This window comes from Pantoea vagans (assembly GCF_001506165.1).
Lineage (GTDB): Bacteria > Pseudomonadota > Gammaproteobacteria > Enterobacterales > Enterobacteriaceae > Pantoea > Pantoea vagans_C.
This window is the reverse complement of the sequence record NZ_CP011427.1, coordinates 3,536,470-3,563,201: the sequence shown is the minus strand read 5'-3', so window position 1 is coordinate 3,563,201 and position 26,732 is coordinate 3,536,470. Positions and strand designations below refer to the sequence as shown.

At 56.4% G+C, this 26,732-nt stretch carries 23 protein-coding genes; 10 read left to right on the top strand and 13 right to left on the bottom strand.

What is annotated here, in order from left to right; all coding sequences use genetic code 11:
• Nucleotides 1-26 precede the first annotated feature (26 nt).
• Together ibaG and murA are read left to right on the top strand one after the other, a co-directional pair.
• Nucleotides 27-284: a BolA family iron metabolism protein IbaG gene (gene ibaG / locus LK04_RS16570; protein WP_017349599.1), complete on the top strand. Its 258-nt coding sequence runs from the start codon at nt 27-29 to the stop codon at nt 282-284.
• Between the two features lie 44 nt (nt 285-328).
• Nucleotides 329-1,588: a UDP-N-acetylglucosamine 1-carboxyvinyltransferase gene (gene murA, locus LK04_RS16565; RefSeq protein ID WP_039327502.1), complete on the top strand. Its 1,260-nt coding sequence runs from the start codon at nt 329-331 to the stop codon at nt 1,586-1,588.
• 68 nt (nt 1,589-1,656) lie between these two features.
• Here murA and LK04_RS16560 read toward each other — a convergent pair whose 3' ends face one another.
• Entirely contained in the window at nt 1,657-1,938 is a 282-nt protein-coding gene (locus LK04_RS16560; protein ID WP_039327504.1) for a helix-turn-helix domain-containing protein, read from the bottom strand.
• A gap of 244 nt (nt 1,939-2,182) precedes the next feature.
• Nucleotides 2,183-3,154, bottom strand: coding sequence for an octaprenyl diphosphate synthase (gene ispB, locus LK04_RS16555; protein ID WP_039327506.1), 972 nt, complete (start codon nt 3,152-3,154; stop codon nt 2,183-2,185).
• Between the two features lie 254 nt (nt 3,155-3,408).
• Between ispB and rplU the strand changes: the two genes are divergently transcribed.
• From rplU to cgtA, 3 genes are all read left to right on the top strand, one after another.
• Nucleotides 3,409-3,720, top strand: coding sequence for a 50S ribosomal protein L21 (gene rplU / locus LK04_RS16550; protein ID WP_039327507.1), 312 nt, complete (start codon nt 3,409-3,411; stop codon nt 3,718-3,720).
• A 15-nt stretch (nt 3,721-3,735) separates the two neighbouring features.
• On the top strand, nt 3,736-3,993 hold the full coding sequence (rpmA, locus tag LK04_RS16545) for a 50S ribosomal protein L27 (RefSeq protein WP_003851093.1): 258 nt from the start codon (nt 3,736-3,738) through the stop codon (nt 3,991-3,993).
• Nucleotides 3,994-4,242: 249 nt separating this feature from the next.
• Complete coding sequence (gene cgtA, locus LK04_RS16540) at nt 4,243-5,418, top strand: Obg family GTPase CgtA (RefSeq protein WP_039327519.1); 1,176 nt, start codon at nt 4,243-4,245, stop codon at nt 5,416-5,418.
• Between the two features lie 136 nt (nt 5,419-5,554).
• Here cgtA and LK04_RS16535 read toward each other — a convergent pair whose 3' ends face one another.
• From LK04_RS16535 to LK04_RS16515, 5 genes are read right to left on the bottom strand one after another with little or no spacing between them, the layout of a single operon-like run.
• The gene (locus LK04_RS16535) at nt 5,555-5,971 is read right to left on the bottom strand and encodes a hotdog fold thioesterase (RefSeq protein ID WP_039327521.1); all 417 of its coding nucleotides are present in this window, start codon (nt 5,969-5,971) and stop codon (nt 5,555-5,557) included.
• Between the two features lies 1 nt (nt 5,972).
• Entirely contained in the window at nt 5,973-6,731 is a 759-nt protein-coding gene (gene dhbA / locus LK04_RS16530) for a 2,3-dihydro-2,3-dihydroxybenzoate dehydrogenase (RefSeq protein ID WP_039327523.1), read from the bottom strand.
• Nucleotides 6,728-7,582 (bottom strand): isochorismatase family protein, encoded by an 855-nt coding sequence (locus LK04_RS16525; protein WP_039327525.1) that lies wholly within the window; start codon nt 7,580-7,582, stop codon nt 6,728-6,730. Before LK04_RS16525 ends, dhbA begins: the two co-directional genes overlap by 4 nt.
• An 18-nt stretch (nt 7,583-7,600) precedes the next feature.
• The gene (locus LK04_RS16520; protein ID WP_039327527.1) at nt 7,601-9,217 is read right to left on the bottom strand and encodes a (2,3-dihydroxybenzoyl)adenylate synthase; all 1,617 of its coding nucleotides are present in this window, start codon (nt 9,215-9,217) and stop codon (nt 7,601-7,603) included.
• A gap of 10 nt (nt 9,218-9,227) precedes the next feature.
• A complete protein-coding gene (locus tag LK04_RS16515; protein ID WP_039327529.1) occupies nt 9,228-10,409 on the bottom strand; it encodes an isochorismate synthase in 1,182 nt (393 codons plus the stop codon).
• Between the two features lie 176 nt (nt 10,410-10,585).
• On the opposite strand from LK04_RS16515, the gene fepB reads away from it, so the two are divergent.
• Nucleotides 10,586-11,551, top strand: coding sequence for a Fe2+-enterobactin ABC transporter substrate-binding protein (gene fepB / locus LK04_RS16510; RefSeq protein WP_039327531.1), 966 nt, complete (start codon nt 10,586-10,588; stop codon nt 11,549-11,551).
• On the opposite strand, the gene entS is transcribed toward fepB, so the two are convergent.
• Nucleotides 11,546-12,796: an enterobactin transporter EntS gene (gene entS / locus LK04_RS16505; RefSeq protein ID WP_039327667.1), complete on the bottom strand. Its 1,251-nt coding sequence runs from the start codon at nt 12,794-12,796 to the stop codon at nt 11,546-11,548. The genes fepB and entS overlap by 6 nt on opposite strands.
• 139 nt (nt 12,797-12,935) lie before the next feature.
• Here entS and fepD point away from each other — a divergent pair, with 139 nt between their 5' ends.
• Genes fepD through LK04_RS16490 form a run of 3 tightly spaced genes read left to right on the top strand, consistent with a single transcriptional unit; the run spans nt 12,936 to nt 15,699 of the window.
• Nucleotides 12,936-13,925, top strand: coding sequence for a Fe(3+)-siderophore ABC transporter permease (fepD, locus tag LK04_RS16500; protein WP_039327533.1), 990 nt, complete (start codon nt 12,936-12,938; stop codon nt 13,923-13,925).
• Entirely contained in the window at nt 13,922-14,905 is a 984-nt protein-coding gene (fepG, locus tag LK04_RS16495; protein ID WP_039327534.1) for an iron-enterobactin ABC transporter permease, read from the top strand. Before fepD ends, fepG begins: the two co-directional genes overlap by 4 nt.
• Nucleotides 14,902-15,699, top strand: a complete 798-nt coding sequence (locus LK04_RS16490) for an ATP-binding cassette domain-containing protein (RefSeq protein ID WP_039327536.1) — start codon at nt 14,902-14,904, stop codon at nt 15,697-15,699. The genes fepG and LK04_RS16490 overlap by 4 nt, the downstream gene beginning before the upstream one ends.
• Before the next feature lie 63 nt (nt 15,700-15,762).
• On the opposite strand, the gene LK04_RS16485 is transcribed toward LK04_RS16490, so the two are convergent.
• Together LK04_RS16485 and fes are read right to left on the bottom strand one after the other, a co-directional pair.
• On the bottom strand, nt 15,763-19,677 hold the full coding sequence (locus LK04_RS16485) for an enterobactin synthase subunit F (RefSeq protein ID WP_039327538.1): 3,915 nt from the start codon (nt 19,675-19,677) through the stop codon (nt 15,763-15,765).
• A 33-nt stretch (nt 19,678-19,710) separates the two neighbouring features.
• On the bottom strand, nt 19,711-20,922 hold the full coding sequence (fes, locus tag LK04_RS16480; protein ID WP_039327540.1) for an enterochelin esterase: 1,212 nt from the start codon (nt 20,920-20,922) through the stop codon (nt 19,711-19,713).
• A 261-nt stretch (nt 20,923-21,183) separates the two neighbouring features.
• Here fes and LK04_RS16475 point away from each other — a divergent pair, with 261 nt between their 5' ends.
• Complete coding sequence (locus LK04_RS16475) at nt 21,184-23,457, top strand: TonB-dependent siderophore receptor (RefSeq protein WP_039327541.1); 2,274 nt, start codon at nt 21,184-21,186, stop codon at nt 23,455-23,457.
• On the opposite strand, the gene pmrB is transcribed toward LK04_RS16475, so the two are convergent.
• The 3 genes from pmrB to dacB are packed head-to-tail and all read right to left on the bottom strand — an operon-like array spanning nt 23,454 to nt 26,604.
• Nucleotides 23,454-24,512 carry a two-component system sensor histidine kinase PmrB gene (pmrB, locus tag LK04_RS16470; protein WP_039327543.1) on the bottom strand — a complete coding sequence of 353 codons (1,059 nt, stop codon included), beginning with the start codon at nt 24,510-24,512 and terminating at the stop codon, nt 23,454-23,456. The genes LK04_RS16475 and pmrB overlap by 4 nt on opposite strands.
• Complete coding sequence (gene pmrA, locus LK04_RS16465) at nt 24,509-25,171, bottom strand: two-component system response regulator PmrA (protein WP_039327545.1); 663 nt, start codon at nt 25,169-25,171, stop codon at nt 24,509-24,511. Before pmrA ends, pmrB begins: the two co-directional genes overlap by 4 nt.
• Nucleotides 25,171-26,604: a serine-type D-Ala-D-Ala carboxypeptidase gene (gene dacB / locus LK04_RS16460; protein WP_039327547.1), complete on the bottom strand. Its 1,434-nt coding sequence runs from the start codon at nt 26,602-26,604 to the stop codon at nt 25,171-25,173. Before dacB ends, pmrA begins: the two co-directional genes overlap by 1 nt.
• Nucleotides 26,605-26,732: the final 128 nt, after the last annotated feature.

The window sequence follows — 26,732 nt, the reverse complement described above, 5'->3', positions numbered from 1 at the left end:
ATTATTATTAAGTGAAGCAATGAGCGATGGAAAATAGTGAAGTTCAGGCCGTGCTGATGCAGGCATTAGCATTAGATGAAGTACACGTACTCAGCAACGATGGCAGCCATTTTCAGGTGATCGCGGTCGGTGAGATGTTCGGTGAATTGAGCCGTGTGAAGAAACAGCAGGCTGTGTATGCGCCGCTGATGGAATACATTGCGGATAACCGTATTCATGCGGTTTCCATTAAAACTTATACCCCAGCTGAGTGGGCGCGTGACCGTAAACTCAACGGTTTCTAAGCGTCGCACGGGCTGTTTTGTTGATAGATAATTGAGAGCCGTTAATGGACAAATTTCGTGTGCAAGGCCCCACCCGTTTAAGTGGTGAAGTGACCATTTCCGGGGCGAAGAATGCTGCGCTGCCGATTCTGTTTGCTGCGCTGCTGGCAGAAGAGCCGGTAGAGATTCAGAACGTGCCGAAGCTGCGTGATATCGATACCACCATGAAGCTGCTGAGCCTGCTGGGCGCACGCGTGGAACGTAATGGTTCGGTTCATGTTGATGCTCGCGAAGTTAATGTCTTCAGCGCGCCTTATGACCTGGTGAAAACCATGCGCGCGTCGATTTGGGCGCTGGGTCCACTGGTTGCGCGTTTTGGTCAGGGGCAGGTTTCACTGCCTGGCGGCTGTGCGATTGGCGCACGTCCAGTTGATCTGCATATTACTGGCCTTGAGCAACTGGGTGCGGAAATTAAACTGGAAGAAGGTTACGTCAAAGCTTCCGTTAATGGCCGTCTGAAGGGCGCGCACATTGTGATGGATAAAGTCAGCGTAGGCGCGACTGTGACCATTATGAGTGCAGCCACGTTGGCAACGGGCATCACCATCATTGAGAATGCCGCGCGCGAGCCAGAGATTGTCGATACGGCAAACTTCCTCAACACGCTGGGCGCAAAAATCAGTGGTGCGGGCACCGATAAAATCACCATCGAGGGCGTTGAGCGCTTGGGTGGCGGTGTGTACCGCGTACTGCCAGACCGTATCGAAACCGGTACTTTCCTGGTGGCAGCGGCGATTTCACGTGGCAAGGTGGTGTGCCATAAAGCACAACCTGACACCCTGGATGCGGTGCTGGCTAAACTGCGTGATGCCGGTGCGGAAATCGAAACCGGTGAAGACTGGATCAGCCTCGACATGCACGGCAAGCGCCCGAAAGCAGTTAACATCCGCACTGCGCCACATCCGGGCTTCCCAACGGATATGCAGGCCCAGTTCACCTTGCTGAATATGGTGGCGGAAGGGACCGGTGTGATCACCGAAACCATCTTCGAAAACCGTTTCATGCACATCCCTGAGCTGATTCGCATGGGCGGACACGCAGAAATCGAGAGCAATACCGCGATTTGCCATGGGGTTGAAACCCTGTCGGGCGCACAGGTTATGGCGACCGATTTGCGCGCTTCAGCAAGTCTGGTGCTGGCAGGTTGTATCGCCGAGGGTTCTACGCTGGTTGATCGTATTTATCACATCGACCGTGGTTATGAGCATATCGAAGATAAGCTGAAAGCCATGGGTGCAAATATCGAGCGCGTCAGCGGCGAATGATGTAAGCCAAAAGCTTGAGTAGAAACCAGTCACGGTCACGTGACTGGTTTTTTTTCGTTAGAGGGATCTTAAATATCGAGAAGATCCTTGTTGGATCGTATGCGCTTCTTGCGATCCAACAGGCGTGACGTCACGGGATCATAGTAGCGGCTGGGCCAGATCTCTGCAGGATGAACGCCGATCTCATTGGCGATCAGCCATTCTCCCTTGGGCCAGGGCCGTGATAACGCGTTCGACAGGGTCGAAGAGTTAAGCCCTGAATTGCGCGACAGTTCGGCCATTGAAGTGCCTTTCTTACGCAGTGCCGCAATGATATCTGCCGGGTGCCAGTCCTGTTTCCTTGCTTTCATAACCTTCTGCTCCTTGTCCATGTTATGACTTATCTCTGCCGCATTTACGCTTCCATTTCAGAGATATTTGGAAAAAACAGAGTGTTTATAGCAAATAATTTCCGTAAGTTTCCAGTAATTGTCATGGAATAACATGAAACTGCGCATTGTTTCGCAAATGCACTGCAATAAATGTAAGGGATAGGGAGGAAATAACAGGGAAGGGGGAGAAGATAAACGGGGCGATGACACCCCGCCTGGATCATCAGAAATCGCGCTGTACCGACATGTGCGCTAATGCCTCAAGCGCGCTGCGCCAAGGTGTTTCTGGCAGCGCTTGCAGGGCAGCGATAGCTTTGTCCGCTTCCTCTTCTGCACGTCTGCGCGTCCATTCCAGCGAACCGGTCTGCTGCATGGCAACCAGTACGGGCTCCAGCAAGTGACGGCCATTGCCTTCTTCAATCGCCTTACGGATCATCTGTGCCTGCTCAGGCGTGCCGTTATGCATTGCATGTAACAGCGGCAGCGTGGGTTTGCCTTCGCTCAGGTCATCACCTGTGTTTTTACCCAAGGTTTCACCGTCGGCACTGTAATCGAGTAAATCGTCGATTAACTGGAAAGCGGTGCCCAGATAGCGTCCATAATCCTGAAGCGCTTTTTCTTGCTGTGGCGTGGCTTCTGCCAGAATCGCTGAGGCTTGTGATGCCGCTTCAAACAGGCGCGCGGTTTTACTGTATATCACACGCATATAGCTCTCTTCGGTGATATCAGGATCGTTGCAGTTCATTAACTGCAACACTTCGCCTTCCGCGATCACGTTAACCGCTTCAGACATCAGCGCGAGGATCTTTAACGATCCCATGCTGGTCATCATCTGGAAAGCGCGGGTGTAAATAAAATCGCCGACCAGCACGCTGGCAGCGTTACCGAACGCGGCGTTAGCGGTGGCTTTGCCACGGCGCATATCGGATTCATCCACCACATCGTCATGTAGCAACGTGGCGGTGTGGATAAATTCGATCAGCGCCGCGTTGGTGATATGCAGCGATCCTTGATAATTCAGCGCGCGTGCAGACAGCACAGCGATCATCGGACGGATGCGTTTGCCACCCCCGCTGATGATGTAATAGCCCAACTGATTGATCAGTGAGACTTCCGAATTCAGCTGGTCGAGGATGGTCTGGTTGACGGCCGCCATGTCCTGGGCGGTTAATTCATTAATCTGTTCTAAGTTCATTCGTCTGTTCAGCTTTGACTCGTTTTTTGCATGGTAAGCGCTTTTACACAGCGTGAGTTCAGGTAATCTGTTACTGATTGTACTTGAAAAATCGGGCTTAGAAACATTTGCATTCGTTCTGCGCTTTTTTTCTGCAAGAGAGTGCAAAGTGCTCTTGTCTTCTCCTGGAGATTTGCGTAGAATTCGCGCCCTATTGTGAATATTTATCGCGCCGCCTGATGAATAGAAAGGCATGCGCAGAAGCGGAGTTTTATATGTACGCGGTTTTCCAAAGTGGTGGTAAACAACACCGAGTAAGCGAAGGTCAGACCGTTCGCTTGGAAAAGCTGGACATCGCAACCGGCGAAACTATTGAGTTCGACCAGGTTCTGATGATTGCAAATGGCGAAGACGTGAAAATCGGCGCGCCACTGGTATCAGGCGGTGTGATCAAGGCAGAAGTTGTTTCTCACGGTCGTGGCGAGAAAATTAAGATCGTTAAGTTTCGTCGTCGTAAACACTACCGTAAGCAAGCTGGTCACCGTCAGTGGTTCACTGATGTGAAAATCACTGTGATCGGCGCGTAAGAGGAGATCTGACAAATGGCACATAAAAAGGCTGGTGGCTCGACTCGTAACGGTCGCGACTCCAATGCAAAACGTCTGGGTGTTAAGCGTTTCGGTGGTGAATCTGTTCTGGCAGGTAGCATCATCGTTCGTCAGCGTGGCACCAAATTCCACGCTGGTACCAATGTAGGTTGTGGTCGTGACCACACCCTGTTTGCTACCGCAGACGGCAAAGTACAATTCGAAGTTAAAGGTCCAAACAACCGTAAGTACATCAGCATCGTTGCTGAATAAGGTTGTTGTGCCGCAGACGGTTAACGTCTGAACACACGAATGGAAGGCCCCGCAGCTTTGCGGGGCTTTTTACATTCTGCCGCAGGTTGCGGGATTCACTCTGACCTTACCGCGCAGTTTGCTGTACAATTACTGTACACATGGTTTTGCCTATCTTGTATTATCCGCCGCCGGTCAGCGCAGAAGACCCTGGCGGACCCGTTTGTAGCGCTTTAACTGCTGCGAACGACAGCGTGACGGAGAAAGAAAATGAAGTTTGTTGATGAAGCGACGATCCTTGCGGTGGCAGGTGACGGCGGTAATGGTTGCGTCAGCTTCCGCCGCGAAAAATACATTCCACGTGGCGGCCCGGATGGCGGCGACGGCGGTGACGGCGGTGACGTTTATCTGCTCGCCGATGAAAACCTCAACACCCTGATCGATTATCGCTTCGAGAAATCTTTCCGTGCCGAACGTGGCCAGAATGGCCAGAGCCGTGACTGTACCGGTAAACGCGGTAAAGATATCATCGTTAAAGTCCCGGTCGGCACACGTGTCATTGACCAGGGCACCGGCGAAACGCTGGGTGATATGACGCGCCATGAGCAGAAGCTGATGGTTGCTAAAGGCGGCTGGCACGGCTTGGGTAACACCCGTTTCAAATCTTCGGTGAACCGTAGCCCGCGTCAGAAGACCATGGGTACCCCGGGTGAGAAGCGTGACCTGCAGCTGGAGCTGATGCTGTTGGCTGACGTGGGTATGCTGGGTTTGCCAAATGCGGGTAAATCGACCTTTATTCGTTCTGTTTCGGCTGCTAAACCCAAAGTGGCGGATTATCCGTTTACCACGCTGGTTCCAAGCCTTGGCGTTGTGCGTATGGACAGCGAAAAGAGCTTTGTTGTTGCGGATATCCCTGGTCTGATTGAAGGCGCAGCGGATGGTGCAGGTCTCGGCATTCGCTTCCTGAAGCACCTTGAGCGCTGCCGCGTATTGCTGCACCTGATCGACCTTGCGCCAATTGACGAGTCCGATCCGGTGGAAAACGCCCGCATCATTCTGGGTGAGCTGGAGAAATACAGCGCTAAGCTGTTCCAGAAGCCTCGCTGGCTGGTGTTTAACAAATGTGACCTGCTGAGCCCTGAAGAAGCGGAAACCCGCGCTAAAGCGGTTGTGGAAGCATTAGGCTGGGAAGATAAATACTATCTGATTTCTGCGGCCAGCCATGATGGCGTGAAAGATCTTTGCTGGGACGTGATGACCTTCATCATTGAGAACCCGAAAGAAGCCGAAGAAGAAGCGAAAGAGCCGGAGAAAGTGGCCTTCATGTGGGATGACTATCACCGCGAAGCCATGGAAAACGCTCAGGAAGTGGAAGAAGACGAAGACTGGGATGACGACTGGGACGAAGAGGACGACGAAGGCGTCGAAATCATTTACCAGCGTTAATCGCACAGTAAAAAAGCGGCCAGATGGCCGCTTTTTTTATGGTGGGGGCTGTGTGTGCAATCATCGGATACTACGCTCGATCTATCCCCTCTCCCTGTGGGAGAGGGTTAGGGTGAGGGCATCCGACCACACAGCACTACCCCAACACCGCCACCGTCAGGCGTGACGTACAGCACAGCTGGTCGCGACCATTCCGGATCTCTATCTCCCAGCTCTGATTGCGTGCGCCCAAATGCAGAGGGCGGCAAATGCCACGCACTTCACCGCTGCTCACCGCGCGATGATGACTGGCACTGACCTCGATCCCCACCACGCTTTTACCTTCTTCCACGCTCAGATAACCCGCAATCGATCCCATCGACTCTGCCAGCACCACCGAAGCGCCGCCGTGTAGCAGGCCAAATGGCTGCTGTGTGCGGGCATCCACCGGCATGGTGGCTTCGAGGTAATCGTCGCCGATCACCGTGAACACAATACCGACGTGCGCCACCAGCGAGTTATCGCCCAGGGTATTTAGCGTGGACAGATCGATCGTTTTTTTCCAGATTGCCATGTCAGGATCCCAGCGTTGCACCACCGTCGACCACAATATCCTGCAGCACCACATGGCTGGCAAGATCCGAGGCCAGGAACAGGATGTTGTTCACGATCTCTTGGGGTTTGGCGATCTTACGCAGTGGGATCCCTAGCTTGTACTGATCCTGGAAGCCATTGATCATCTCTTGCTCGGCTTCCGGCGTATGCCACAAGCTGCGCTGCATATCGGTATCAGTGGAGCCTGGAGAAACAATGTTGCAACGGACGCCCAGCGGTGCCATTTCCAGGCCGACAGTGAGGCACAGGCTGCGCAGCGCCGCTTTAGAAGCACCATACGCCGACATGCCAAGGCGAGGCGCATGCGCCGCGTTAGAGGCAATGGTCACGATGGCGCCCGCGCGTTGCTGACGGAATACCGGCAGCGTCTGCTGGAACATGTTGAAGGCACCACCGGCATTGACGGCCAGGCAAGCTTGCCAGTCTTCAAACGCCAACTCTTCGGTGCTACCGATGCGCAGAATCCCCGCACCGTTCACTAACACGTCAAGATGGGGTTGATCGGCCAGCAGGCGCTGGCACACAGCTTTAACTTCCGCTGCATTCGCGACATCCATCACTTGAGTGGTAAACGGATACTCCGCTTGATCGAAACGCAGATCGAAGCCGATTACCTTTGCACCAGCCTGATGGAATGCCAGCGCAGTGTGGTAGCCAATCCCTTTACCCGCGCCGGTTACCCAGACGATCTTTCCGCTGAAATCGAAGGAAGCACTCATTTGTTTGGCACCCGTGACAGCAGCGCCCACCAACCATCGATGCTCGGATTTTTTGCCAGACTGACGAAATCGATATCGTTATGGACCTGGCGCCAGCGCGCCGCCAGCGCCATCACACGCACGGAATCAAGACCGTAGTCGATAAGGTTCTCGTCATCTTCCGGCACATCGTCATCCTCCAGCAGCGGCAGAATCAGTGCGCGCAGGTCATCTTTGCTCAACGGAAGCGGCATCAGATCGGCGGTCATCACCACTTTACCGCTGCGTCCTGCGGTGTAAGTCAGCGCCATCATATGCTCTTCGCGGCTGAAGTCGGCCAGCGCATCCGCCACCATAAACGGCTGGATGTTACGCATGAAGGCATCTGTTGCGGTCGTCAGGCAGCCGATATGGGCATAGACGCCGGTAATGATCAGCTGATCGCGGCCCATCTCTTGCAGGATCGACTCCAGCGGTGAGCGCACAAAGGCGCTGTAGCGCCATTTTGTCAGAACCTGATCGTCCTGATCCGGTGCCAGTGCATCCACGATCTTTTGCTGCTCCGGGTGTTTATTCAGGCCCGGTCCCCACATGTCGTTGAGCAGCGCGCGATCGGCATCGCTCTGTTCATTCGGCTGTGCGGTGTAAAACACAGGAATGCCCTGCGCTTTGCAGTAGGCGCGCAGGCGAGCGATATTCTCGACTACTTGATCGATCAGCGGGCTGTTCTCACCCCAAAAGTTCAGGAAGTAAGCCTGCATATCATGAATGAGTAAAGCAGCACGCTGCGGCTCAACGGTCCATTTCACCTTGTTGGTTGGCAGTTCAGCTGCCGCTGGCAGCGCGTAAGAGTTCAGTTTTGGAATAGCCATTACAATCTCCGGAACAGGTCAGGCTTGCGCTTGTTGGTCAGCAAGCTGTTGGCGTAAACGTTTTTTATCCACCTTGCCGACGGGGGTCAGCGGCAGGGCATCTACGCAAGTAATACGATCGGGTAACTTAAACTCGGCCACGCCAAGTTCACGCAAATGGCGGCGTAGTGCCACCGCTTTGATCGGCTGGCTGGCGACAATAAAGGCGCAGCTCTTTTCGCCCATCAGTTCATCATTCATCGATACCAGCGCAGCGTGAATCACATCAGGATGACGTTGCAGCAGGTTCTCGATCTCTTCTGCCGCGATCTTTTCGCCACCACGGTTGATCTGATCTTTCTCGCGGCCCTGCACGGTGATGTAGCCTTGAGCATTGATCTCGATGAGATCGCCGGAGCAGTAAAACCCGTTGGCATCAAAGCTGGCGGCGTTATGCTCCGGGCTGTTGTAGTAGCCGCGGAAGGTATAAGGGCCTCGCGTCATCAGACGGCCGATACTGCCCGTGGGCAGTGGATTACCCTGTTCATCGGCTACCCAGACTTCATCGTCTTCAGAAATAGGGCGGCCCTGCGTGGTCAGAATGGTTTGTTCGTCATCGCCAAAGCGGGTGTAGTTCACCAGGCCCTCTGCCATGCCAAACACCTGCTGTAACCGGCAGCCAATTTCGGTCTGAATGCGACGCGCCAGAGTCTCACCTAATTTAGCCCCACCCACCTGAATACGTTGCAGTGATGCCAGCTGCTTGTTGCTTCCCCATTCCTGAATGGCTTGCAACCACAGGCTGACGGCAGGCGGCACTAAACCGGTATCGGTCACCTGGTGCTGCTCAATCAGCGGGAAGCAGAGTGTGGCGCTGGGATCGGCGGCGAGGATCACCTGACCCCCCGCATAGAACACGCCGAGTGAACCCGGCGAACTCATCGCAAAGTTGTGTGGTGCAGGCAGGGCAATCAAATAGCGCGTATCAGCCGTGACTTCGCAGATATCGTCGCTGGCACGAATACTGTAGTAGTAATCGTTATGCGTGCGCGGAATCAACTTCGGCGTGCCAGTGCTGCCGCCCGAGAGCTGGAAAAATGCCACTTCATCGGCTGCGGTTGGCGTGGCCTGATAATCGCCCGCCGCTTCGGCCATCAACGCTTCAAGGGTATTTTCTGGCTGATTATCGTTACGCAGGATCACCTGCTGCAGTGAAGGCTGCGCAGCACAGAGCGCGCCGATAAAATTATCGTCGGCAAACAGTGCATGGCTGCGATCGGCAATCAGCAGCTTGGGTTGAATCTGTGATGCGTAGGCAGTCAGTTCAGTGCGCTGATGGCTATACAGCGCGAACACAGACGCCACGCCGAGCTTAAACAAGGCGAAGACCGTGATATAGAACTCCGCAACGTTGCCCAGCTGGACTAATGCGGTGTCGCCCTGTTGCAAACCACGGCGCTGCAAGGCCGCCGCGAGGTTGTCGCTCAACGCATCCAGTTGGCGATAGCTGATCTGACGGTCACCGTCGATGACCGCAATCGCATCGTTGTCTTTGTGACGCGCCAAAATGTCGGTCATGGGGACATCGAGCCAATAGCCTTTTTCGCGGTAGCGTGCGGCTAAGTCGTCTGGCCAACGGGTATAGGGAATGCTCATCATCTTTCCTTTATTGCAGTCCAAATGCGCGCAACATGGTGTCCAGCTTCACGCCGGTTTCGCGCCATTCTGATTCAGGTTGGGAGTCGGCCACGATGCCGGCTCCGGCAAACAGGCGTACCCGCGCACCGTGCACCGTGCCGCAGCGAATTGTCACCACCCACTCGCCATTGCCTTCACTGTCACACCAGCCGACGATGCCGCCAAACAGTTGGCGATCGAAAGGTTCCAACTGCTGAATCAGCTGTTGGGCACGTTGGTGTGGGAAGCCGCTCAATGCTGGTGTTGGGTGCAACAAGCAGGCTAGCGACAGGGCGTTTTCATGCTCATCCTGCACTTCGCCGTCGATTTGCGTTGCGAGGTGCCACAAGGTCGCGGTGGTGATCAGGGAGGGCACGGTCGGCACCGATAGCAGTCGGCTACGCGGCTGCAGTGTGTCACGCATCGCATCTGTGACCAGCTTGTGTTCGTGACGATCTTTGCCAGAGTCCATCAGCGTATTGCCCGCCGCACGATCTTGCTGGCTATCGTCATGATGACGGCGAGCAGAACCCGCCAGTGGACATGAGCTAAAATCACGCCCCTGTTTACGCAGCATCAGTTCTGGGCTGGCGCCCACCAGTGCTCCGCCTTGCGGCAGCGGTAGATGGAAGTGATAGCTGTTGGGGTTCTGGGCAATCACGCGCTGCATCAGTGCGGCAGTATCGACCGGTTGTTCGGTGACGATATCCATCAAACGCGACAGCACCACTTTATCAAGGTCACCACGCTGAGTTGCCGACACGGCATCCGCCACCATTTGGGTGAAGACATCGTGGTCGGGTACTGCCATACGGCGACGCACCTGTGGCAGTTCACTCACGGCTGAGGGTAAGGCATTTTGCAGATCGGCGCGGTTAAACGTCTGGTAAGACTCAGGGATAAACAGCGCAGCGGGTTGGCTGACATCAAACGGGATCGCGCCGACCAAAATCGGATTGTTAATCCCCTGTTTTTTAGCCGCCGCGAAATGCTGCCGCAACTGTTGTTGAAAATCCCCCTGCAACAGCGCCGCATCAGCAACGGATGCAGTGATGGTGGTATAACACCCCTGCGTTGCGAGGCTGCGCCAGGGCGAGGTAAAAAGGAACCCACGGCATAACGCGGAAAAATCCTTCAATAAGGCATTTTCAAACATGGATGATTCCACCATAATTTTCACCTATAAATGATAAGATTATTAAGAATGATTATCATTTTTATTATGGGCCTGTAACCTACGTCGATTGGGCAAAAGAGTCAATCCATTCGCGGGATTTCCAGCGTGTTTCGGCGTAATCGGACGCTAACGTCACCCAGGGCAATATGCTAAAAAGTGGACCAAAACTTATGAATAAATGCGGTTTATGGGGCCTCTCGGCCCTGATTTTTGTTTTCCAGGCGTTTAGCGGATTGGCACAGGCCGAGCAGGGCTGGCCGCGTACCCTTCAGGGAGCGAATGGTCCCGTGACCATCAGCAAAGCACCGCAGCGCATTGTGTCCACCAGCGTCACTTTGACGGGTTCATTGCTGGCGATTGATGCACCGGTTATTGCCTCCGGCGCGACCGCTCCCAACAGCCGTCTTGCTGACGATCAGGGCTTTTTCCGCCAGTGGGGCGATGTGGCGAAACAGCGCCATCTTAAACGTCTCTATATTGGTGAACCCAGTGCCGAAGCCGTGGCGGCTGAAGCGCCGGATCTGATTCTGGTCAGCGCGACCGGCAACGACTCGGCGATCAAACTTGCCAGCCAGCTTTCCGCTATCGCGCCAACCCTGGTGGTCAATTACGACGACAAAAGTTGGCAGGATGTGGTGACGCTGCTTGGCCAGGCGACCGGCCATGAAGCTCAGGCCGCACAGCGTGTTAAGGCGTTTGACGACCGTGAAGCGGCCTTAAAGAAAGCCATCACGTTGCCGCCGCAACCGGTCTCTGCGATGGTGTGGAACGGCGATGGTCGTGCCGTCAACGTATGGACCGCAGAATCGGCGCAGGGCAAGTTGTTAGAGCAGCTGGGTTTCACCCTCGCCGAACCGCCTGCCTCCGTTCAACAGGGCCACAGCATGGGCCAGCGTAAAGACATCATTCAGTTGTCGGGCGAAAACGTGGGCAGCGGTCTGACGGGCAAGACGTTCCTGCTGTTCGCCGCTGACGAGAAAACCACGCAGTCAGTGCTGAGTAATCCGTTCCTGGCGCAAAATTCAGCGGTGACGCAGAAACAGGTCTTCCCGCTGGGTGTCGATTCGTTCCGTCTGGATTACTACAGCGCCAGCAATCTGCTGGCGCGTCTGGAAAAACTGTTCGTTAAATCATGATGAGGGTTGCGCCAGCTCCGGGGCTGGCGCGTGGTAACGGCGCAACCGCCACATCACCCACCACATCATGATGCCCAGCAGCGCTGCCGTAAAACCAAACACTGCGGCAGCCTGGGGCGGCAGTAACCATGATCCCATCGCACCAATCATTGCCGCGCCAATTGCATCACCGGTGACGTTTTGCGCCGTCCACAGTCCGTTAATACGCCCCAGTAAGTGGTCTGGCGTCAGCACCTGGATCATCGCGTACTGCACAAGACTGTTGATGGCGCTGAAATAACCAAAGGCTACCAGGCACAGCAGCGCCAGCAGTAAGTTGGGCATCAGGCTGAATAATCCCAGGGCGATAAACGCCGCCACTGCACTCCCCAGTACCAGCTGTCCCGGTCGGGCGGCATGCTTGAGTTTGCCACTGGTCAACGCGCCAATCGCGGCTCCGAGGGGCACGGCAGCATAGAGCATACCAAATTGGTTAGCGCTTACTGACCAGTGTGGGGCCAGCGCCGGGTACAGCACGCGTATTGCGCTGGAGAGGGTCACCAGCGCACCAATCAATGCCACCATGCCGACTATCGGGCTGGCAAACAGGAACTGTATGCCTGCAGCGAGTGACTTCAACGGATGTTCACGCGGCTGTGGCGGTGGCGCTAACTGCGGCAGCTTTAGCAGCGTCAGCACGGTTAACAGTGTGCCGAACGCGGCCAAGCCGTAGTTCCACACCACGCCACCGTGCGCGATCACCAGTCCAGCAATCGCAGGCGAGAGAATCGAACCAAAGCGGACCGTCAACATGGTGATCGCCCCAGCCTGCATAATGTTTTCGCGACCCACCAGCGCGGGCGTCGCTGCCAGCAGGGCGGTGACGCCAATGGCGCCGAAGAAGCCATCCCAGAATCCCAGCAGATAAACCGCCATCAGCGACGGCTGCGGTAGCGCGGCATTTATCGCCAGGGCGATGAAACCTAAACCGCAGGTTGAACGGGCAATCAGTATCAGCTTTTTACGTTCGTAACGATCGGCGAGCACGCCACCAGTTAACAGACCGATAAACATGCCCGAGGCGGCCAGCGTCACCGCTAATCCCACCAGCAACGGTGATTGCGTCATGTGCTGAATTTGCACCGGCACTGCGACGGCCAGCATCCCCAATGCAACAATCGAGATAAATCGAGCGATAAACACCGCGCGAAATGCCGCATGGGTTTTCAGCAGGGAGAGATCGATAAAGTGGGAGGATTTGTTCATATGTTCGCCTTTTTGCACCAATTTTCCTCATCGTCCGCGAGGCGAGTCATGGTAACATAGGCGAACGCGAGTAATAACGATAACCATTATCAAATTGCGTTGCGCATGCGACGACGTTGAACAGTGAAGGTTTAGAACGATGCGCCAGTTCCGTGCATTAGCAGGCTCAGGGATTCTGCTCATGCTCCTCATCGCGCTCAGCTTAATGCTGGGGGCCAAATCAATACCGCTTGCCGATGTCTATCATTCGCTGACCTCCAGCTGTAACAGCGCAGAGTGTGTGATTGTGCGCGACGCGCGCTTGCCGCGAACGCTGGCTGGGCTACTCGCAGGGGTGGCGCTTGGGTTGGCGGGGGCCTTGATGCAAAGCCTGACGCGTAATCCATTGGCCGATCCCGGCATTCTTGGGGTGAATGCCGGTGCCGGATTTGCCGTGGTGATTGGCATTGCGCTGTTTGGCGCCGATTCGCCGCTCGACTGGCTCGGATTTGCGTTTGCCGGCGCGTTACTGGCCTCGCTGCTGGTGGCGATGACCGGTGCGATTGGCGGTGGCCGCGTCAACCCAGTGCGCCTGACGTTAGCCGGCGTGGCGCTGGGCGCGGTGCTGGATGGCCTGACATCGGGCCTGTCGCTCCTCAATCCTGATATTTATGACCATCTGCGTTTCTGGCACAGCGGCTCACTGGATATTCGCAACTTTGAGGTGCTGCGCACCTTGTTTCCGGCGGTGCTCATCGGAAGCGTGATAGCGTTTTGCCTGTCGCAGGCGCTGAACAGTTTGAGCATGGGCGGCGATATGGCAACGGCGCTCGGAACGCGCGTGGCGCGTACGCAGCTGCTGGGGTTGCTGGCTATCGCCCTCCTGTGTGGAGCGGCAACGGCAGCGGTGGGCCCGATTGCTTTTATCGGTCTGATGACACCGCATTTTGCACGCTGGCTGGTGGGTAACGATCACCGCTGGATGCTGCCGGCCACCGCGATCATCACCCCGATTCTGCTGCTGGCGGCGGATATTCTGGGCCGCCTGCTGGTTGCAGGTGAACTGCGTGTCTCAATTGTCACCGCGATGCTGGGCGCTCCCGTGCTGATTGTGCTGGTACGTCGTCAACTCGGTCGAGGTGGCCTATGACGCGCCGTGTTCTGCTGCACACCACATGGCTGACCTTGACCTGCTTGCTGCTGGCTTATCTGGCAATGACGCGCGGCGCATTGCCGATTGGCGCAGAACAGTTCTGGCAGGTGCTGCTGGGGGAAGGGGCCAGTAACGTTAAGCTGATCGTGCTGGAGTGGCGACTGCCGCGCGTGCTGATGGCGCTGCTGATTGGCGCAGCCCTCGGGGTGAGCGGCGCCATTTTCCAGTCTCTACTGCGCAATCCCCTCGGCAGCCCGGATATTCTGGGCTTTAACACCGGTGCCTACAGCGGCGTATTGGTGGCATTGGTGCTGTTCAATCAGGGCATCGCGGCCATGACCGGTGCCGCGCTGGTGGGCGGGGTCGGAACCGCGGCGCTGGTGTACCTGTTTGCCTGGCGCAACGGTGTTGAAACCTTCCGCCTGATTATTGTTGGCATTAGCGTGCGCGCGTTACTGATGGCGCTCAATGCCTGGCTTATTATCAGTGCCTCACTGGAATCGGCGCTGAGTGCCGGTTTATGGAGCGCAGGATCGCTGAACGGCATCACCTGGGCAAAAACCCCGCCGGTGATTGCGGTGCTGTTGTTGTCTCTGTTGTTGATGGCGTTGCTGACGCGGCGGATGCGCCTGCTGGAGATGGGCGATGACACAGCCAGCGCCCTCGGCGTGCCCGTCGAGCGCAGCCGCATGTGGTTGATGCTGATTGGCGTGGTGTTGACGGCAGCGTCAACGGCGCTGGTGGGGCCGATCTCCTTTGTGGCGTTACTGGCCCCGCAGATTGCACGCCGACTGGGCGGCGGTGAGAAAGGTGCTTTGCTGCTGGCATCACTGTGTGGGGCATTGCTGCTGATTGCCGCAGATTTTGCCGCACAGCATCTGTTCCTGCCTTATCAATTACCGGTTGGCGTGATCACCGTCAGCCTGGGTGGACTCTATCTGATTGCGTTACTGGTGCGGGAGGCGCGACGCCAATGATCGATATTCCTTCACGTCTGTATGGCGAAGGCCTGACGCTCGGTTATGACAAAAAAGTGGTGGCGGAAAATTTGTCGGTGGCGATCCCGGAAGGGGAGCTGACGGTGATTATCGGCCCCAATGCCTGTGGTAAATCGACGTTATTACGCACCTTAAGCCGTCTCAATGCTCCGCTAAAAGGCGAAGTGTTTTTAGATGGTGAGGCGATTGCGCGCTACCCCACCAAAGAGGTGGCACGACGGTTAGGGCTGCTGCCGCAGAGTTCCAATGCGCCTGCGGGTATCAGTGTCACGGAATTGGTGGCGCGCGGACGCTATCCGCACCAACCGCTGTTTGGTCGCTGGCGGACCGAGGATGAAGAGGCGGTACAGCAGGCGATGCGCGCCACCGGCGTCGCCGATCTGGCGCAGCAGCCGGTGGATACGCTATCCGGTGGTCAGCGCCAGCGCGTGTGGATTGCCATGGTGCTGGCACAGCAGACGCCACTGCTGTTGCTGGACGAGCCGACCACCTGGCTGGATATTACCCATCAGATCGAGCTGCTGGAGTTGATGCAGGAGTTGAATCAGCAGCATGGTCGTACGCTGGTGGTGGTGTTACACGACCTGAATCACGCCTGTCGTTATGCCACGCATTTGATCGCCATGCGTCACGGCAAGATTATCGCCGAAGGTAAGCCAGCGGAGATTGTCACACCCGCATTGATTGAGCAGGTGTATGGTTTGCGCTGCGTGATTGTGGACGATCCGGTGGCGCATACGCCGATGATTGTGCCGCTGGGGCGGGGCAGGTAATCAGGGCGGCATTAATGCCGCCCTTACGATGTAGGGTGCGCATTGATGCGCACCTGGTGCCAATTACGCCAAAATCCGCTGTAACAATGGCCCGATCTGCTCAAACATCTGCGGTGAAATAATCTCCACATGCGCACAATCGATTGGCCATACGTCGAGTTCACCCACATACGGTGCCCAGGCGCGACGTGCATCCTGGCCTGGCTGCTGCGTTTTTTCAGCCAGGAACAGCGTGGCACGACCGTTGAAACGAGCACTGCGCGCAGTCGCCAGCAGGCGAACTGAACTGGCGTAGTTGGCTTCGATGGTATCGAACATCGCACGCATCTCTTCCCCAGCCTGATGGCGCTGCGCCGCAATAAACTGCTCACGCTCGCGATTCACCTCGTCCAGCACGGCCGGATCCAGCACGTTCTCGCCGCGTTTCTCATCCCAGTTCTGCGTTTCCGGCGGCCAGGTGTCGAGCAGGCCGAGGAAGGCCACCTCTTCACCCGCTGCTTCAAGACGTGCAGCGATGCCCTGTGCCAGGGTTCCGCCCAGAGAATAGCCCAGGAAGTAGTAAGGCCCGTGCGGTTGCACCTCACGCAGCGTGCGCAGGTGGGATTCACATACGTCGTCGAGATGCGCGCTCTGGTTCAACGGGCTTTCGGTATCCGGTGACTGAATCCCCACCAGCGACCAGCGCTGATCAAGATAGCGTTGCAGAATACTAAACTGCCAGGCAAAGCCGGATGCCGGATGGAAACAGAACAGCGTTGGTCCGTTGCTCTGACGCAGTGGCAGCACGGCTTCAAAACCCGCCTGCTGATGCGAATGCGCATCGCTGAGCAAACGCGCCAGTTTCTCTACGGTTGAGGCCACCATAATCTGCCCCACCGATACCGGCTGTTGCAGTTCACGGCGCAGCTGTGCGGCCAGGCGCATGGCCAGCAATGAGTGTCCGCCCAGGGCAAAGAAATCATCCTGCGCGCTGACGCTATCGCGTGCCAGCAGCTGGCAGAAGGCTTGCGCCAGCTGGGTTTCTAATCCGGCATGCGGTTCACGTCCCACGTTCTCTGCCGCATTTTGCGGTAGCGGCAGCGCTTTGCGATCCAGTTTTCCGTTGCTGCTGAGCGGGAAGGCATCCAGCTGCACAATCGCCACCGGCACCATATGGGCGGGCAGACGTTGCGCCAACGCTTCGCGCAGTGCTTCACCATCAACAGGCTGCGCCGCAATCACATACCCCACCAACTGACGCGCATCACCGCCTTGCGCCGCGCTGCCGCCCAACACCACGGCATGCGTCACCGCCTGCTCAATGCCGGGCTGAGCACTCAACACATAGTCGATTTCATTAAGTTCGATGCGCTGACCGCGAATCTTCAGCTGATCATCGCTGCGGCCGAGGTATTCCACCGCGCCGTTATCCAGCCAGCGAGCAACATCGCCAGTGAGGTACATACGCTCACCTGTGGCAAAAGGATCGGCGATAAAGCGGCTGGCTGTCAGGTCTGGACGGCCGAGATAGCCATGCGCTAACTGCACGCCAGTGAGGTAAAGATCACCGGCTACACCCGGTGGCACTGGCTGCATGCGTGCGTCGAGAATACGCAATCCGGTATTCCACACCGGGAAACCAATTGGCACGCTGGCACCTTCTACTGCCGCCAGCGCCTCACCAAAGGCCGGATACCAGCTGACATCCACCGCTGCTTCGGTTGGGCCATACAGGTTGTGCAGCGGTACATGCGTCAGCTTTTCCCACTCGCGTGACAGATCGGTCGGCAGGGCTTCACCACTGCAGAAAACATTACGCAAGCTGGTGCAGCAGGCGATGGCGGCCGGTGTATCCAGGGCCGCGACAAAGGCCGCCAGCATCGAGGGTACGAAATGCGTGGTGGTGACTTTGTAGCGGGCAAACAGTTGCTGCAGCGCTTCAGGATCGCGGTGCGCCTCCGGCGGAGCCATCACCAACTGCGCGCCGACCAGCAGCGGCCAGAAGAACTCCCATACGGAGACATCAAAGCTACTCGGCGTTTTCTGTAGCACTACGTCGTCGGCTTGCAGCGGGTAGCAATCCTGCATCCACAACAGGCGATTGACGATGGCCTCATGCCCCACCAGTACGCCTTTTGGACGGCCCGTTGAACCGGAGGTGTAGATGATGTAAGCCCCATCCTGCGGTGTCGGCGCACTGGCAGGTTGCGGAGCATCCGTGTGGGCGTAGAGCGCATCAAAATGCAGCTGGTTAACCGTGGCGATGGCCTGGAAACGTGCGCTGAGTTCCGCTGAGGTGATCAAGGTTTTCGGTGCGGCGTCTTCCAGCATCAGCTGTAAACGTTCGTCAGGATAGCCGGTATCAAGTGGCAGATAGGCCGCACCCAGCGAAACAATTGCCTGAAGCGCCAATGAAAGCTGCACCGAACGCGGCAGTGCCACCGCCACGATATCGCCGCGCTGTACACCGGCGGCACGCAGATCGTCTGCCAGCGCGAACAGTTGCTGCTGCATTTCGCGGTAGCTAAGTTGATGCACGGCATCCGCCAACGCCGGTGCATCCGGCGTGCGCTCAACCTGTTGTGCCAGCAACGAAGCCAGGGTTTCTGCGGGGACAGGATGTGCCGTCTGGTTGATGCCAGCAATTTGCGCATGTTCTTCGACGGTCAGCAGATCAAGTTCACCCAACGGGCGCTGCGGTTGCTCGGCAAGCTGCTTCAGCAGCAGGTCAAAGCGGCTGGTATGACGGTGCAGCGTGGATTCGCTGTAACGTTGCGCATTGGCCAGCAGCTCCAGCGTCAGTTCACCCTGTTCACTGATATAGATAGCGATCTCCAGATCGCGTACCGGGCCAGAGGCCAACTGATGCGTTATCCCCTCAACGCCGGCAAAATCGAGTTGGTAATCAAACATCTTGAGGTTGATCACTGGGCCGTACAGCGGATCGCCATCGCCCAATCGGCCGAGGTCACGCTGTACCTGTTCGGCATCATAGCGCTGGTGGCGGCGCATTTTCTTCACTTCACCCGCCAGCTGCGCTGCCAGCGCAGAGATCGGTTGAGTGGGATCGTAGTGCACCGCCATCGGCAGCACATTGATCACCGGGCCCGTAGCGCACAGTGCGGCAGAACCAATGCGTCGCATAAAGATGAAGCCGGCGGCGAAGTCGTTCTGACCACTGAGTCGCGCGAGCCACAGCGCAACCAGGGCAAAGGCTAAATCAGCGGCGCTGGATTGCGGATGCTGGTTGATCAAGGTCTGAAACGTGGCGCGATCGAGCGTGACGCTATGACGCAGGATATCGGTGGTGGCGCTTTGCCCGGCCAGTGGTAACGGCGACAGGGAAGCGGGTGAGGGCAGTGCGGCCCCTTTTTCCCGCCAGAAATCGCGGTCACGCGTGAAGGATGAGGATTCCTGATAGCGCTGATACTCTTCCACCACTTCGCTAAACGGAATAAACGGGGTGGGTTCGGCATCCTGTTGCTGAACGGCGGCGCTGTAGAGGTTGGCAATGCGGCGCGTGATGGCGGTAAAGCTGAAACCATCCACCACCAAATGATGGTAGCGCTGATACCAGAACCAGTGCTGATCGCCAATGCGATAAAGGCAGTGATGCCACAGTTTAGCCCCGCTCAACACGCGTAAATCACCGTTCATATCTTCACGCATTAATGCGCGGGCTTTGGCGGCAGCATCGGCTTCATCGCGCAAATCCACAATCTGCGGTGCGCTGAACGTTTGCGGCTGTGCCCATTGCAGTGCTTCCCCCTCGACTTCACCAAACGCCATGTTGAGCGTATCGGCTTCCTGCATGCCTGCCACGATGGCTTGTGCTAACAAGGCGCTGTTAATCGCACCCTGTAATTCAACAAAGTGCGCCACGGCATAGGCGTTGTGGTGTTGGGTCAGCTGATCGGCAATCCAGATGCCGGGCTGTGCCGCCACCAGCGGCAGAGTGTGTTGGTCAGTCATGGTTTTGTTCATCAGAGATTCAGACATCGTTGCTCCGGTTTGCGTCCTGAGTGAGGAAATTTAAGTCGGATTGCGCCACAGAGCTTGCAGACCGTCGAGCAGCCCACCGCGCCAACATAGCGCGTCGTGACCACCCTCAACCGGTTGGTAATTCACCTGGTAACCGGCAGCAGTAAGTTGTTGTTCTAATTGTTGATTGGCTTGCAGAATCAGGCCTTCTCGTTTGCCGGCTTCCAGCCAGAAACGCAGCGGGTATTGAGGCGCTAAGCCGCCATCTAATGCCTGTAACAGCCAGCCGTGCGGATTGCCACGTTCCGGCCACCAGAACGACCCGGAGAGGCTCAGCGCGTTGCCGAAAGTCTCCGGGAAATGCAGGGCGGCGAAAACCGATGCCAGCCCACCGAAGCTTTGTCCGGCCACCAGCGTGCTGTCTGCCTGCTGGCGATACGGCGCCCATGCCGCGACCTGTGGCAGTAACTCCTGCTGCATGGCCTGCCAGAATTGCGGGTTGCAGGGCAATTCCCGGCTGCGGTGTTCGCGGTCAATGATGTCGATAAACAGATAGACCGCGGCGGGTAGTTTGCCGCTGTCCGTGAGCTGTTGCAGCGGGCCAGCAATCGGCATTTGGTTAGCCCAGAATTGCCCATCCAGCAGGATCGCCAGCGGGCGCTGTGCGGGATCTGACGCGCCGGTGGTGTAAATCCAGACCTTACGGCTGTTGCCTAACAGAGCGCTATCCCACTGATATTGCTGCAGAGATATCTCAGGCGCGCTGCCATCGTCCACCGCTTGCCAGATTTGCTGATTAGGTGCCTGCGGCAAGTGCAGCGGAGAAACGCCCATTCCGCGTCCACCCGCCCAGCCACGCAGTTTATTCAGCGGATCGGCCTTTGCCGTGTGGAATTTTTCACGCCACCAGTTGCGCAGGTTGTACATGTCGGCTTCGCCGGAGAAATCCGTGGCATGCTCATCGGGCATCAGGCAGTAGCTGCCGCGCCAGTTTGCTGGAAGGGTGGTTTGCCAGTACCACACATCCGTGTCTGTCACGCGTACCAGTGATTGCGGTGGTCGCTTTTGGTGATGATCGGTCACGCCGGTGATGTTGATCCACACGCGCTGGGTCCCCGATGCTTTTTCACTGCCTTGCGGGTCGCGCCAGAAGAAGGTCACCAGACAGGTGCCATCCGGTTGTGGCTCGATACGTGGAATACCTTGAGATTGTTGCTCCTGCCACCAGGCTTCGCTACCGGTTACATCATTTCGCCAGGTCATAGGGGCTGCCAGTTACTGTGTAGGGGAAGATTTACATAAGATTAATAATTAATACTATTGATAACTATTTGCATTTGCAATAGGGTGTTTCCGCTCAAAAAGAGCACGCGCGTTCCGCCTGGCTCTTTCCTTCCTGGAAGGTTATGCCACGGATAGCACTGCCAGGACTGGAACTCGGCGCGATTAGGACAGGGATATTCTCACCGGCTCGCCAGCCAAGCATCCAACGATGTTGCTACTGGCCATCCAGGAATGAAAAAAATGACGCGTTACTCAAAACTATCATTAGCTATTTTGATTGAACTGGGGCTCAGCGCCTCACTGCTCTCCGGCAGCGCCTGGGCAGCAGACACTTCCAGCAAGACGACCAGCAGCCAATCTACCGCCGACGCCGAATCCATGAACGGCGGCACCTTAATGGTGACGGCCCAGCAGCAAAACCTGCAGGCACCCGGCGTGTCGACCATCACCGCCGATGAAATTAAAAAGCATCCCCCGGCGCGTGATGTTTCAGAAATCATTCGTACCATGCCAGGCGTGAACCTCACCGGTAACTCCACCAGCGGCCAGCGCGGTAACAATCGTCAGATTGATATTCGCGGCATGGGCCCGGAAAACACCCTGATTATGGTGGATGGCATGCCGATCACCAGCCGCAACTCGGTGCGTTTAGGCTGGCGTGGCGAGCGTGATACGCGCGGTGACACCAACTGGGTGCCACCGGAGATGATCGACCACATTGACGTGATTCGCGGTCCGGCTGCGGTGCGCTACGGTAACGGCGCTGCGGGTGGCGTGGTGAATATCATCACCAAAAAAAATAACGACCAGCAGTGGCACGGCTCCTGGAATACCTACCTCAATGCGCCGGAACATAAATCGGAAGGGTCAACCAAGCGCACTAACTTCAGCCTTGAAGGGCCGCTGGGTGACGATGTTAACTTCCGTCTGTACGGTGGCTTAGCCAAAACTCAGGCCGATGCCTACGATATCAACGAAGGCCACGCTGCCGATCGTACCGGTTCGTATGCGGGTAGCTATCCATCGGGCCGTGAAGGGTCGGTGAACAAAGATATCAACGCCTTGCTGAGCTGGACGTTTGCTCCGATGCAAACCCTGGAGCTGCAAGCGGGTTATAGCCGTCAGGGCAACCTGTACGCGGGCGATACCCAAAACACTAACACCAGCGCGCTGGTGAAGAGCCTGTACGGCGATGAAACCAACCGCCTGTATCGTCAGAATATCTCGCTGAAATGGACGGGTGCGTGGGATAACGGTGTCAGCACCAATACCTATGCGCGTTACGAGAAAACCCGTAACACCCGCATTAACGAAGGTCTGGCGGGCGGCACCGAGGGCATCTTCTCTAACGATGGTTTCAATACCATTCAGTTAGACGACATCTTGCTGCACAGTGAAGTCAGCATTCCATTCGAGTGGTTGATTAATCAGACTGCCACGCTGGGTACCGAATGGAACCAGCAAAGCATGAAAGATCCTTCTTCCACCACTCAGGCAGCGAGCTATGGCTCCGTGCCGGGCGTGTCGAATACCGGCCGTAGCCCATATTCGCAGGCGGAAATCTTCTCGCTGTTTGCAGAAGACAACATGGAGCTGACTGACAGCACCATGCTGACGCCAAGCCTGCGCTTCGATCATCACTCGATCGTCGGCAATAACTGGAGCCCGTCTCTGAACCTGTCGCAAGGTTTAGGTGATGACTTCACGCTGAAGATGGGTGCTGGCCTGGCGTACAAAGCGCCAAGCTTGTACCAGACCAACCCGAACTACCTGCTATACAGCAACGGTCAGGGTTGTGCAGCCAGTACCGGTGCCTGTTATTTGCAGGGTAACCCAGACCTGAAAGCCGAAAACAGTTTCAACAAAGAGATTGGGCTGGAGTGGAAACACGAGGGTTATCAGGCCGGTCTGACCTGGTTCCGTAACGATTACCGCAACAAGATTGAAGCGGGTTACGCGCCAGTGGGTAAAGCCTCGAACGGCACCACAGATATCTACAAGTGGGAAAACGTGCCGAAAGCGGTGGTCGAAGGGCTGGAAGGTACCGTTAACGTGCCGTTCTCTGATAGCGTGATGTGGAATAACAACTTCACCTACATGCTGCAGAGTAAAAACAAGGAAACCGGCGATCGTCTGTCGGTGATCCCGGAATACACCCTGAACTCGACGCTGAGCTGGCAAGCCACGCAGGATCTGTCGCTGCAAACCACCCTGACCTGGTACGGTACGCAGACGCCGAAGAAGTATGACTACAAAGGCCAACCGGTGACGGGCAGTGCAACCGATAAAGTCGCGCCTTACTCGATTATCGGCTTGAGCGGCACTTACGATATCAACAAGTACGCCAGCGTAACCTTGGGTATCGACAACCTGTTTGATAAGCGTCACTTCCGCGAAGGTAATGCGCAAACCACCGGTAACGCCACCACAGGCGCTTACCTGTACGGTGCGGGTGCCAATACCTACAACGAATCAGGCCGAACCTATTACGTCGGCCTGAATACCCACTTCTAAAGCAGTTGATGCGGTAAATAGCAGCGGGCAATCAGCCCGCTGCTGTCTTGACGATTCACCAGTTCCAGTCTGCCACGGTGCATCTGCACGATGCGCAACACAATATTCAGGCCCAGGCCGCTGCCGCCATAGCGCTGGTCGCGACGACGAAATGCCTGCGTCAACTCTTCCGCCGCATCGGCATCAATACCCGGCCCCTGATCCCAGACTTCGATAATCACCTGCTGCTTGTCTTGCTGCATTTTCACCTTAACCTCGCTGCCCTCCGGGCTGTAGCGCGAAGCGTTTTCCAGCAGGTTACGCAACATCAGGCGCAGCAACACGGCTTCTCCCTGCTGCGGAATATCTTTGCCTTGCGGCCAGAGCAGATTTTGCTGGCGCTGCTCATACAGCTCGGCCATTTCGGGTTGCAGCGGCTGCATAATGTCCTTTTGCCACTGCAACTGTTGATAGTGGCCACCGGCCAGCGCCTGTCCGGCGCGTGACAGCATCAGCAACTGTTCAACGGTGTGCATCAGTTGGTCGATGCGCTCAATCAGCATGTCACTTTGTGGCACCTTCTGCTGATGCAACAACTCCAGATGGAGGCGTAAACCCGCCAGGGGCGTGCGCAGTTCATGTGCGGCATCGGCGGTAAACAGCCGCTCCTGCTGGAGCGTGTGATCCAGCCGTGAGAACAGCTGATTGATCGATGAGGTCACCGCAACGATCTCATCCATCTCGGAATAGATGGGCAGCGGAGTGAGATTATCGGCAGAGCGATGGGCGAGACTGTCCTGCAGCAAACGCAGCGGGCGAATAATCCAGTTGATGGCCCAGAACGAGAGCAGCAGCGTCAGCGCAATCATCACCAGCGAGGGCAACAGCAGCGAGGCGATGGCTTCGCGGATTTCGTTCTCGACGCGGTCGTTACGCGCCTGCGCTGACAGGGTTTCATTCACCAGGAAGCTGATTTGTTCACGGCTCTCATGCCACAACCAGATGGCGCTCATCACCTGGCAGGTGAGGAGAATCAGCGCCAGCATAATCAGTAACCGCTGACGCATGCTATTCATTCGCGCACTTCCAGACGGTAACCCACGCCGCGTACGGTTTTAATACGATCTTTCCCGAGTTTGCGACGTAAATTGTGAATGTGAACTTCCAGAGTGTTGGATCCGGGATCGTCATTCCAGCTGTAAAGATCCTGTTGCAGTGTTTCACGATGCACGTTTTGACCCACGCGCATCAATAAACGGGTCAGCAGCGCGAACTCTTTTGGCGTGATCTCCAGAGGACGTTCTTCCAGCAGCACCTGTTGTGAACTGAGGTTCAGAGTGAGATCCCCCTGTTGCAGCAGGTTGTCACTGTGCCCCTGGAAGCGACGAATCAGCGCACGTACGCGCGCCTGCAACTCCACCAGGGCAAAAGGTTTCACCAGGTAATCATCGGCACCGGCATCCAGGCCATCAACCCGATCTTCAAGCGCGTCGCGGGCGGTGAGGATCAGCACCGGTACATTGATGCCTTCGCGCCGCCATTGCCGCAGCAGTGTGGCACCATCGCGATCCGGCAAACCCAGATCCAACACGATCAGGCTGTACTGGCCACTGCGGAGAAACGCGTTGCTTTCTGCCGCCGTACTGGCGCAGTCAACGGCGTATCCTTGTGCGCTAAGGGCCTGAGCCAGGCCCGATTGCAACAGCGCGTCATCTTCAACAATCAGCAGTTTCATTAGTTGTTTTTGTTAATATCCGAGTAGAGGCGGCTTTCAAAGCGTACCAGAGGAATGCGCCGCGTTTTCTGATCTTCCGGCGGCACGGCATAGCCAGAAAGATACTGCACAAAGGCCACGCGTGCACCGCTGGAGGTGGTAATAAATCCAGCCAGATTATAGACGCCCTGTAGCGAACCGGTTTTGGCTGAGACTTTGCCATCCAGTCCCGCTTCATGCAAACCACCGCGATATTGCAGGGTGCCGTCGTAGCCTGCCAGTGGCAGCATCGAAATGTAATTCAGCGTCGAATCGTTTTTCGCGATGTACTGCAATACCTGCATCATGGTGTCGGGCGCGATCAAATCGTGACGCGATAAACCCGAACCATCGACCTGAATACTGTTGCCCAGATCGACGCCGGCTTTTTCGCGCAGGATACGGCGCACCGCATCAGAACCGGCGCGGAAGGTGCCAGGAACGTTGAAATAGTGATGCCCGATAGTGCGGAACACGGTATCGGCAATCATGTTGTCTGATTTCTTCAGCATGGTGTGCAACAGATTGTGCAGCGGTGCAGATTGCGTTGACGCCAGCACGGTACCGGGTGCGGTGACCAACGGCTGTCGAACTAAATGGCCGCTGTAATCGATATCCGCGGCACGCAGCTCAGCTTTGAGGATTTCTCCTGCCCATGCGGCTCCATCCTGCACGGCGAAGGCCAACGGCAGTGGCTCGGCACGCTGACGCATACAACCTGTCAGGGTATAGCGATTAAGCTCGCCAGGCACGACATCCAGCTCACAGTACTGCCCATCACCGCTGTTACGGCCGATGGTGCGCACCTGGCTAAACATGTGTGCCGGGTAATAAGAAGCGATACGTACAAAGGCATTTTCGCCCGGCGTATTGGCGCTGTAGAGCGAGACCGAGAAGCAGTTTTTATCGACAATCGCGGCGCCTGGCGGGGCACTGAAGCACTGCGTCAGGTCATTCCACGGCCAACCAGGTGCCATATCGTGGCTGGCAAACACCGACGTATCGATGACCAGATTGCCTTTAATATGGTTAATGCCCTGTTTTTTCAGCGCAGCGACCATGTTGCGCAGATCCTGTCGACTGAGCGTCGGATCGCCGCCAAAACGCGCGACTAAATCGCCATTAAGCGTGCCATCACTGACCGCGCCTTTGGTTTCCATGGTGGTCTGGAAACGGAAGTCCGGTCCCAGTTCCAGCAATGCGGCCAGCGCGGTAATCACCTTCATGGTACTGGCTGGCAGTGCCATCTGTTTGCCGTGATAGTCGATTATCGGGGTTGATGCGCCCACTTTTTGTACCATCAGCGCCAGGTTTGCGCCGTCTGGCAAATACTGCATGTATTCTTCAACGGGGGCTGCTTGTGCCTGCAGCATAAACGCACAGGTTAATCCGGTAACAAGTCGTGAAAATCGCATAATCTCGCGGTAACTAGCGGGTGAAGGCGTCAATACTACGTCCCGAGGCGGTGCAAAGTAAACGATGACCCACAGGGAACTCTGGGGTAAAATACGTATCAAAATGCAAAACCGAACCTGACCCGGAA

Bases quoted from the DNA above. Each gene is read 5' to 3' on its own strand.
- fes (WP_039327540.1), bottom strand. From the start codon at position 20,922: ATGACCTGGCGAAATGATGTAACCGGTAGCGAAGCCTGGTGGCAGGAG.
- rpmA (WP_003851093.1), top strand. From the start codon at position 3,736: ATGGCACATAAAAAGGCTGGTGGCTCGACTCGTAACGGTCGCGACTCC.
- ibaG (WP_017349599.1), top strand. From the start codon at position 27: ATGGAAAATAGTGAAGTTCAGGCCGTGCTGATGCAGGCATTAGCATTA.
- LK04_RS16485 (WP_039327538.1), bottom strand. From the start codon at position 19,677: ATGTCTGAATCTCTGATGAACAAAACCATGACTGACCAACACACTCTG.
- entS (WP_039327667.1), bottom strand. From the start codon at position 12,796: ATGAACAAATCCTCCCACTTTATCGATCTCTCCCTGCTGAAAACCCAT.
- ispB (WP_039327506.1), bottom strand. From the start codon at position 3,154: ATGAACTTAGAACAGATTAATGAATTAACCGCCCAGGACATGGCGGCC.
- LK04_RS16525 (WP_039327525.1), bottom strand. From the start codon at position 7,582: ATGGCTATTCCAAAACTGAACTCTTACGCGCTGCCAGCGGCAGCTGAA.
- LK04_RS16520 (WP_039327527.1), bottom strand. From the start codon at position 9,217: ATGAGCATTCCCTATACCCGTTGGCCAGACGACTTAGCCGCACGCTAC.
- LK04_RS16560 (WP_039327504.1), bottom strand. From the start codon at position 1,938: ATGAAAGCAAGGAAACAGGACTGGCACCCGGCAGATATCATTGCGGCA.
- fepG (WP_039327534.1), top strand. From the start codon at position 13,922: ATGACGCGCCGTGTTCTGCTGCACACCACATGGCTGACCTTGACCTGC.
- pmrA (WP_039327545.1), bottom strand. From the start codon at position 25,171: ATGAAACTGCTGATTGTTGAAGATGACGCGCTGTTGCAATCGGGCCTG.
- pmrB (WP_039327543.1), bottom strand. From the start codon at position 24,512: ATGAATAGCATGCGTCAGCGGTTACTGATTATGCTGGCGCTGATTCTC.
- rplU (WP_039327507.1), top strand. From the start codon at position 3,409: ATGTACGCGGTTTTCCAAAGTGGTGGTAAACAACACCGAGTAAGCGAA.
- LK04_RS16475 (WP_039327541.1), top strand. From the start codon at position 21,184: ATGACGCGTTACTCAAAACTATCATTAGCTATTTTGATTGAACTGGGG.
- fepB (WP_039327531.1), top strand. From the start codon at position 10,586: ATGAATAAATGCGGTTTATGGGGCCTCTCGGCCCTGATTTTTGTTTTC.
- murA (WP_039327502.1), top strand. From the start codon at position 329: ATGGACAAATTTCGTGTGCAAGGCCCCACCCGTTTAAGTGGTGAAGTG.
- dacB (WP_039327547.1), bottom strand. From the start codon at position 26,604: ATGCGATTTTCACGACTTGTTACCGGATTAACCTGTGCGTTTATGCTG.
- LK04_RS16535 (WP_039327521.1), bottom strand. From the start codon at position 5,971: ATGGCAATCTGGAAAAAAACGATCGATCTGTCCACGCTAAATACCCTG.
- LK04_RS16490 (WP_039327536.1), top strand. From the start codon at position 14,902: ATGATCGATATTCCTTCACGTCTGTATGGCGAAGGCCTGACGCTCGGT.
- cgtA (WP_039327519.1), top strand. From the start codon at position 4,243: ATGAAGTTTGTTGATGAAGCGACGATCCTTGCGGTGGCAGGTGACGGC.
- LK04_RS16515 (WP_039327529.1), bottom strand. From the start codon at position 10,409: ATGGTGGAATCATCCATGTTTGAAAATGCCTTATTGAAGGATTTTTCC.
- dhbA (WP_039327523.1), bottom strand. From the start codon at position 6,731: ATGAGTGCTTCCTTCGATTTCAGCGGAAAGATCGTCTGGGTAACCGGC.
- fepD (WP_039327533.1), top strand. From the start codon at position 12,936: ATGCGCCAGTTCCGTGCATTAGCAGGCTCAGGGATTCTGCTCATGCTC.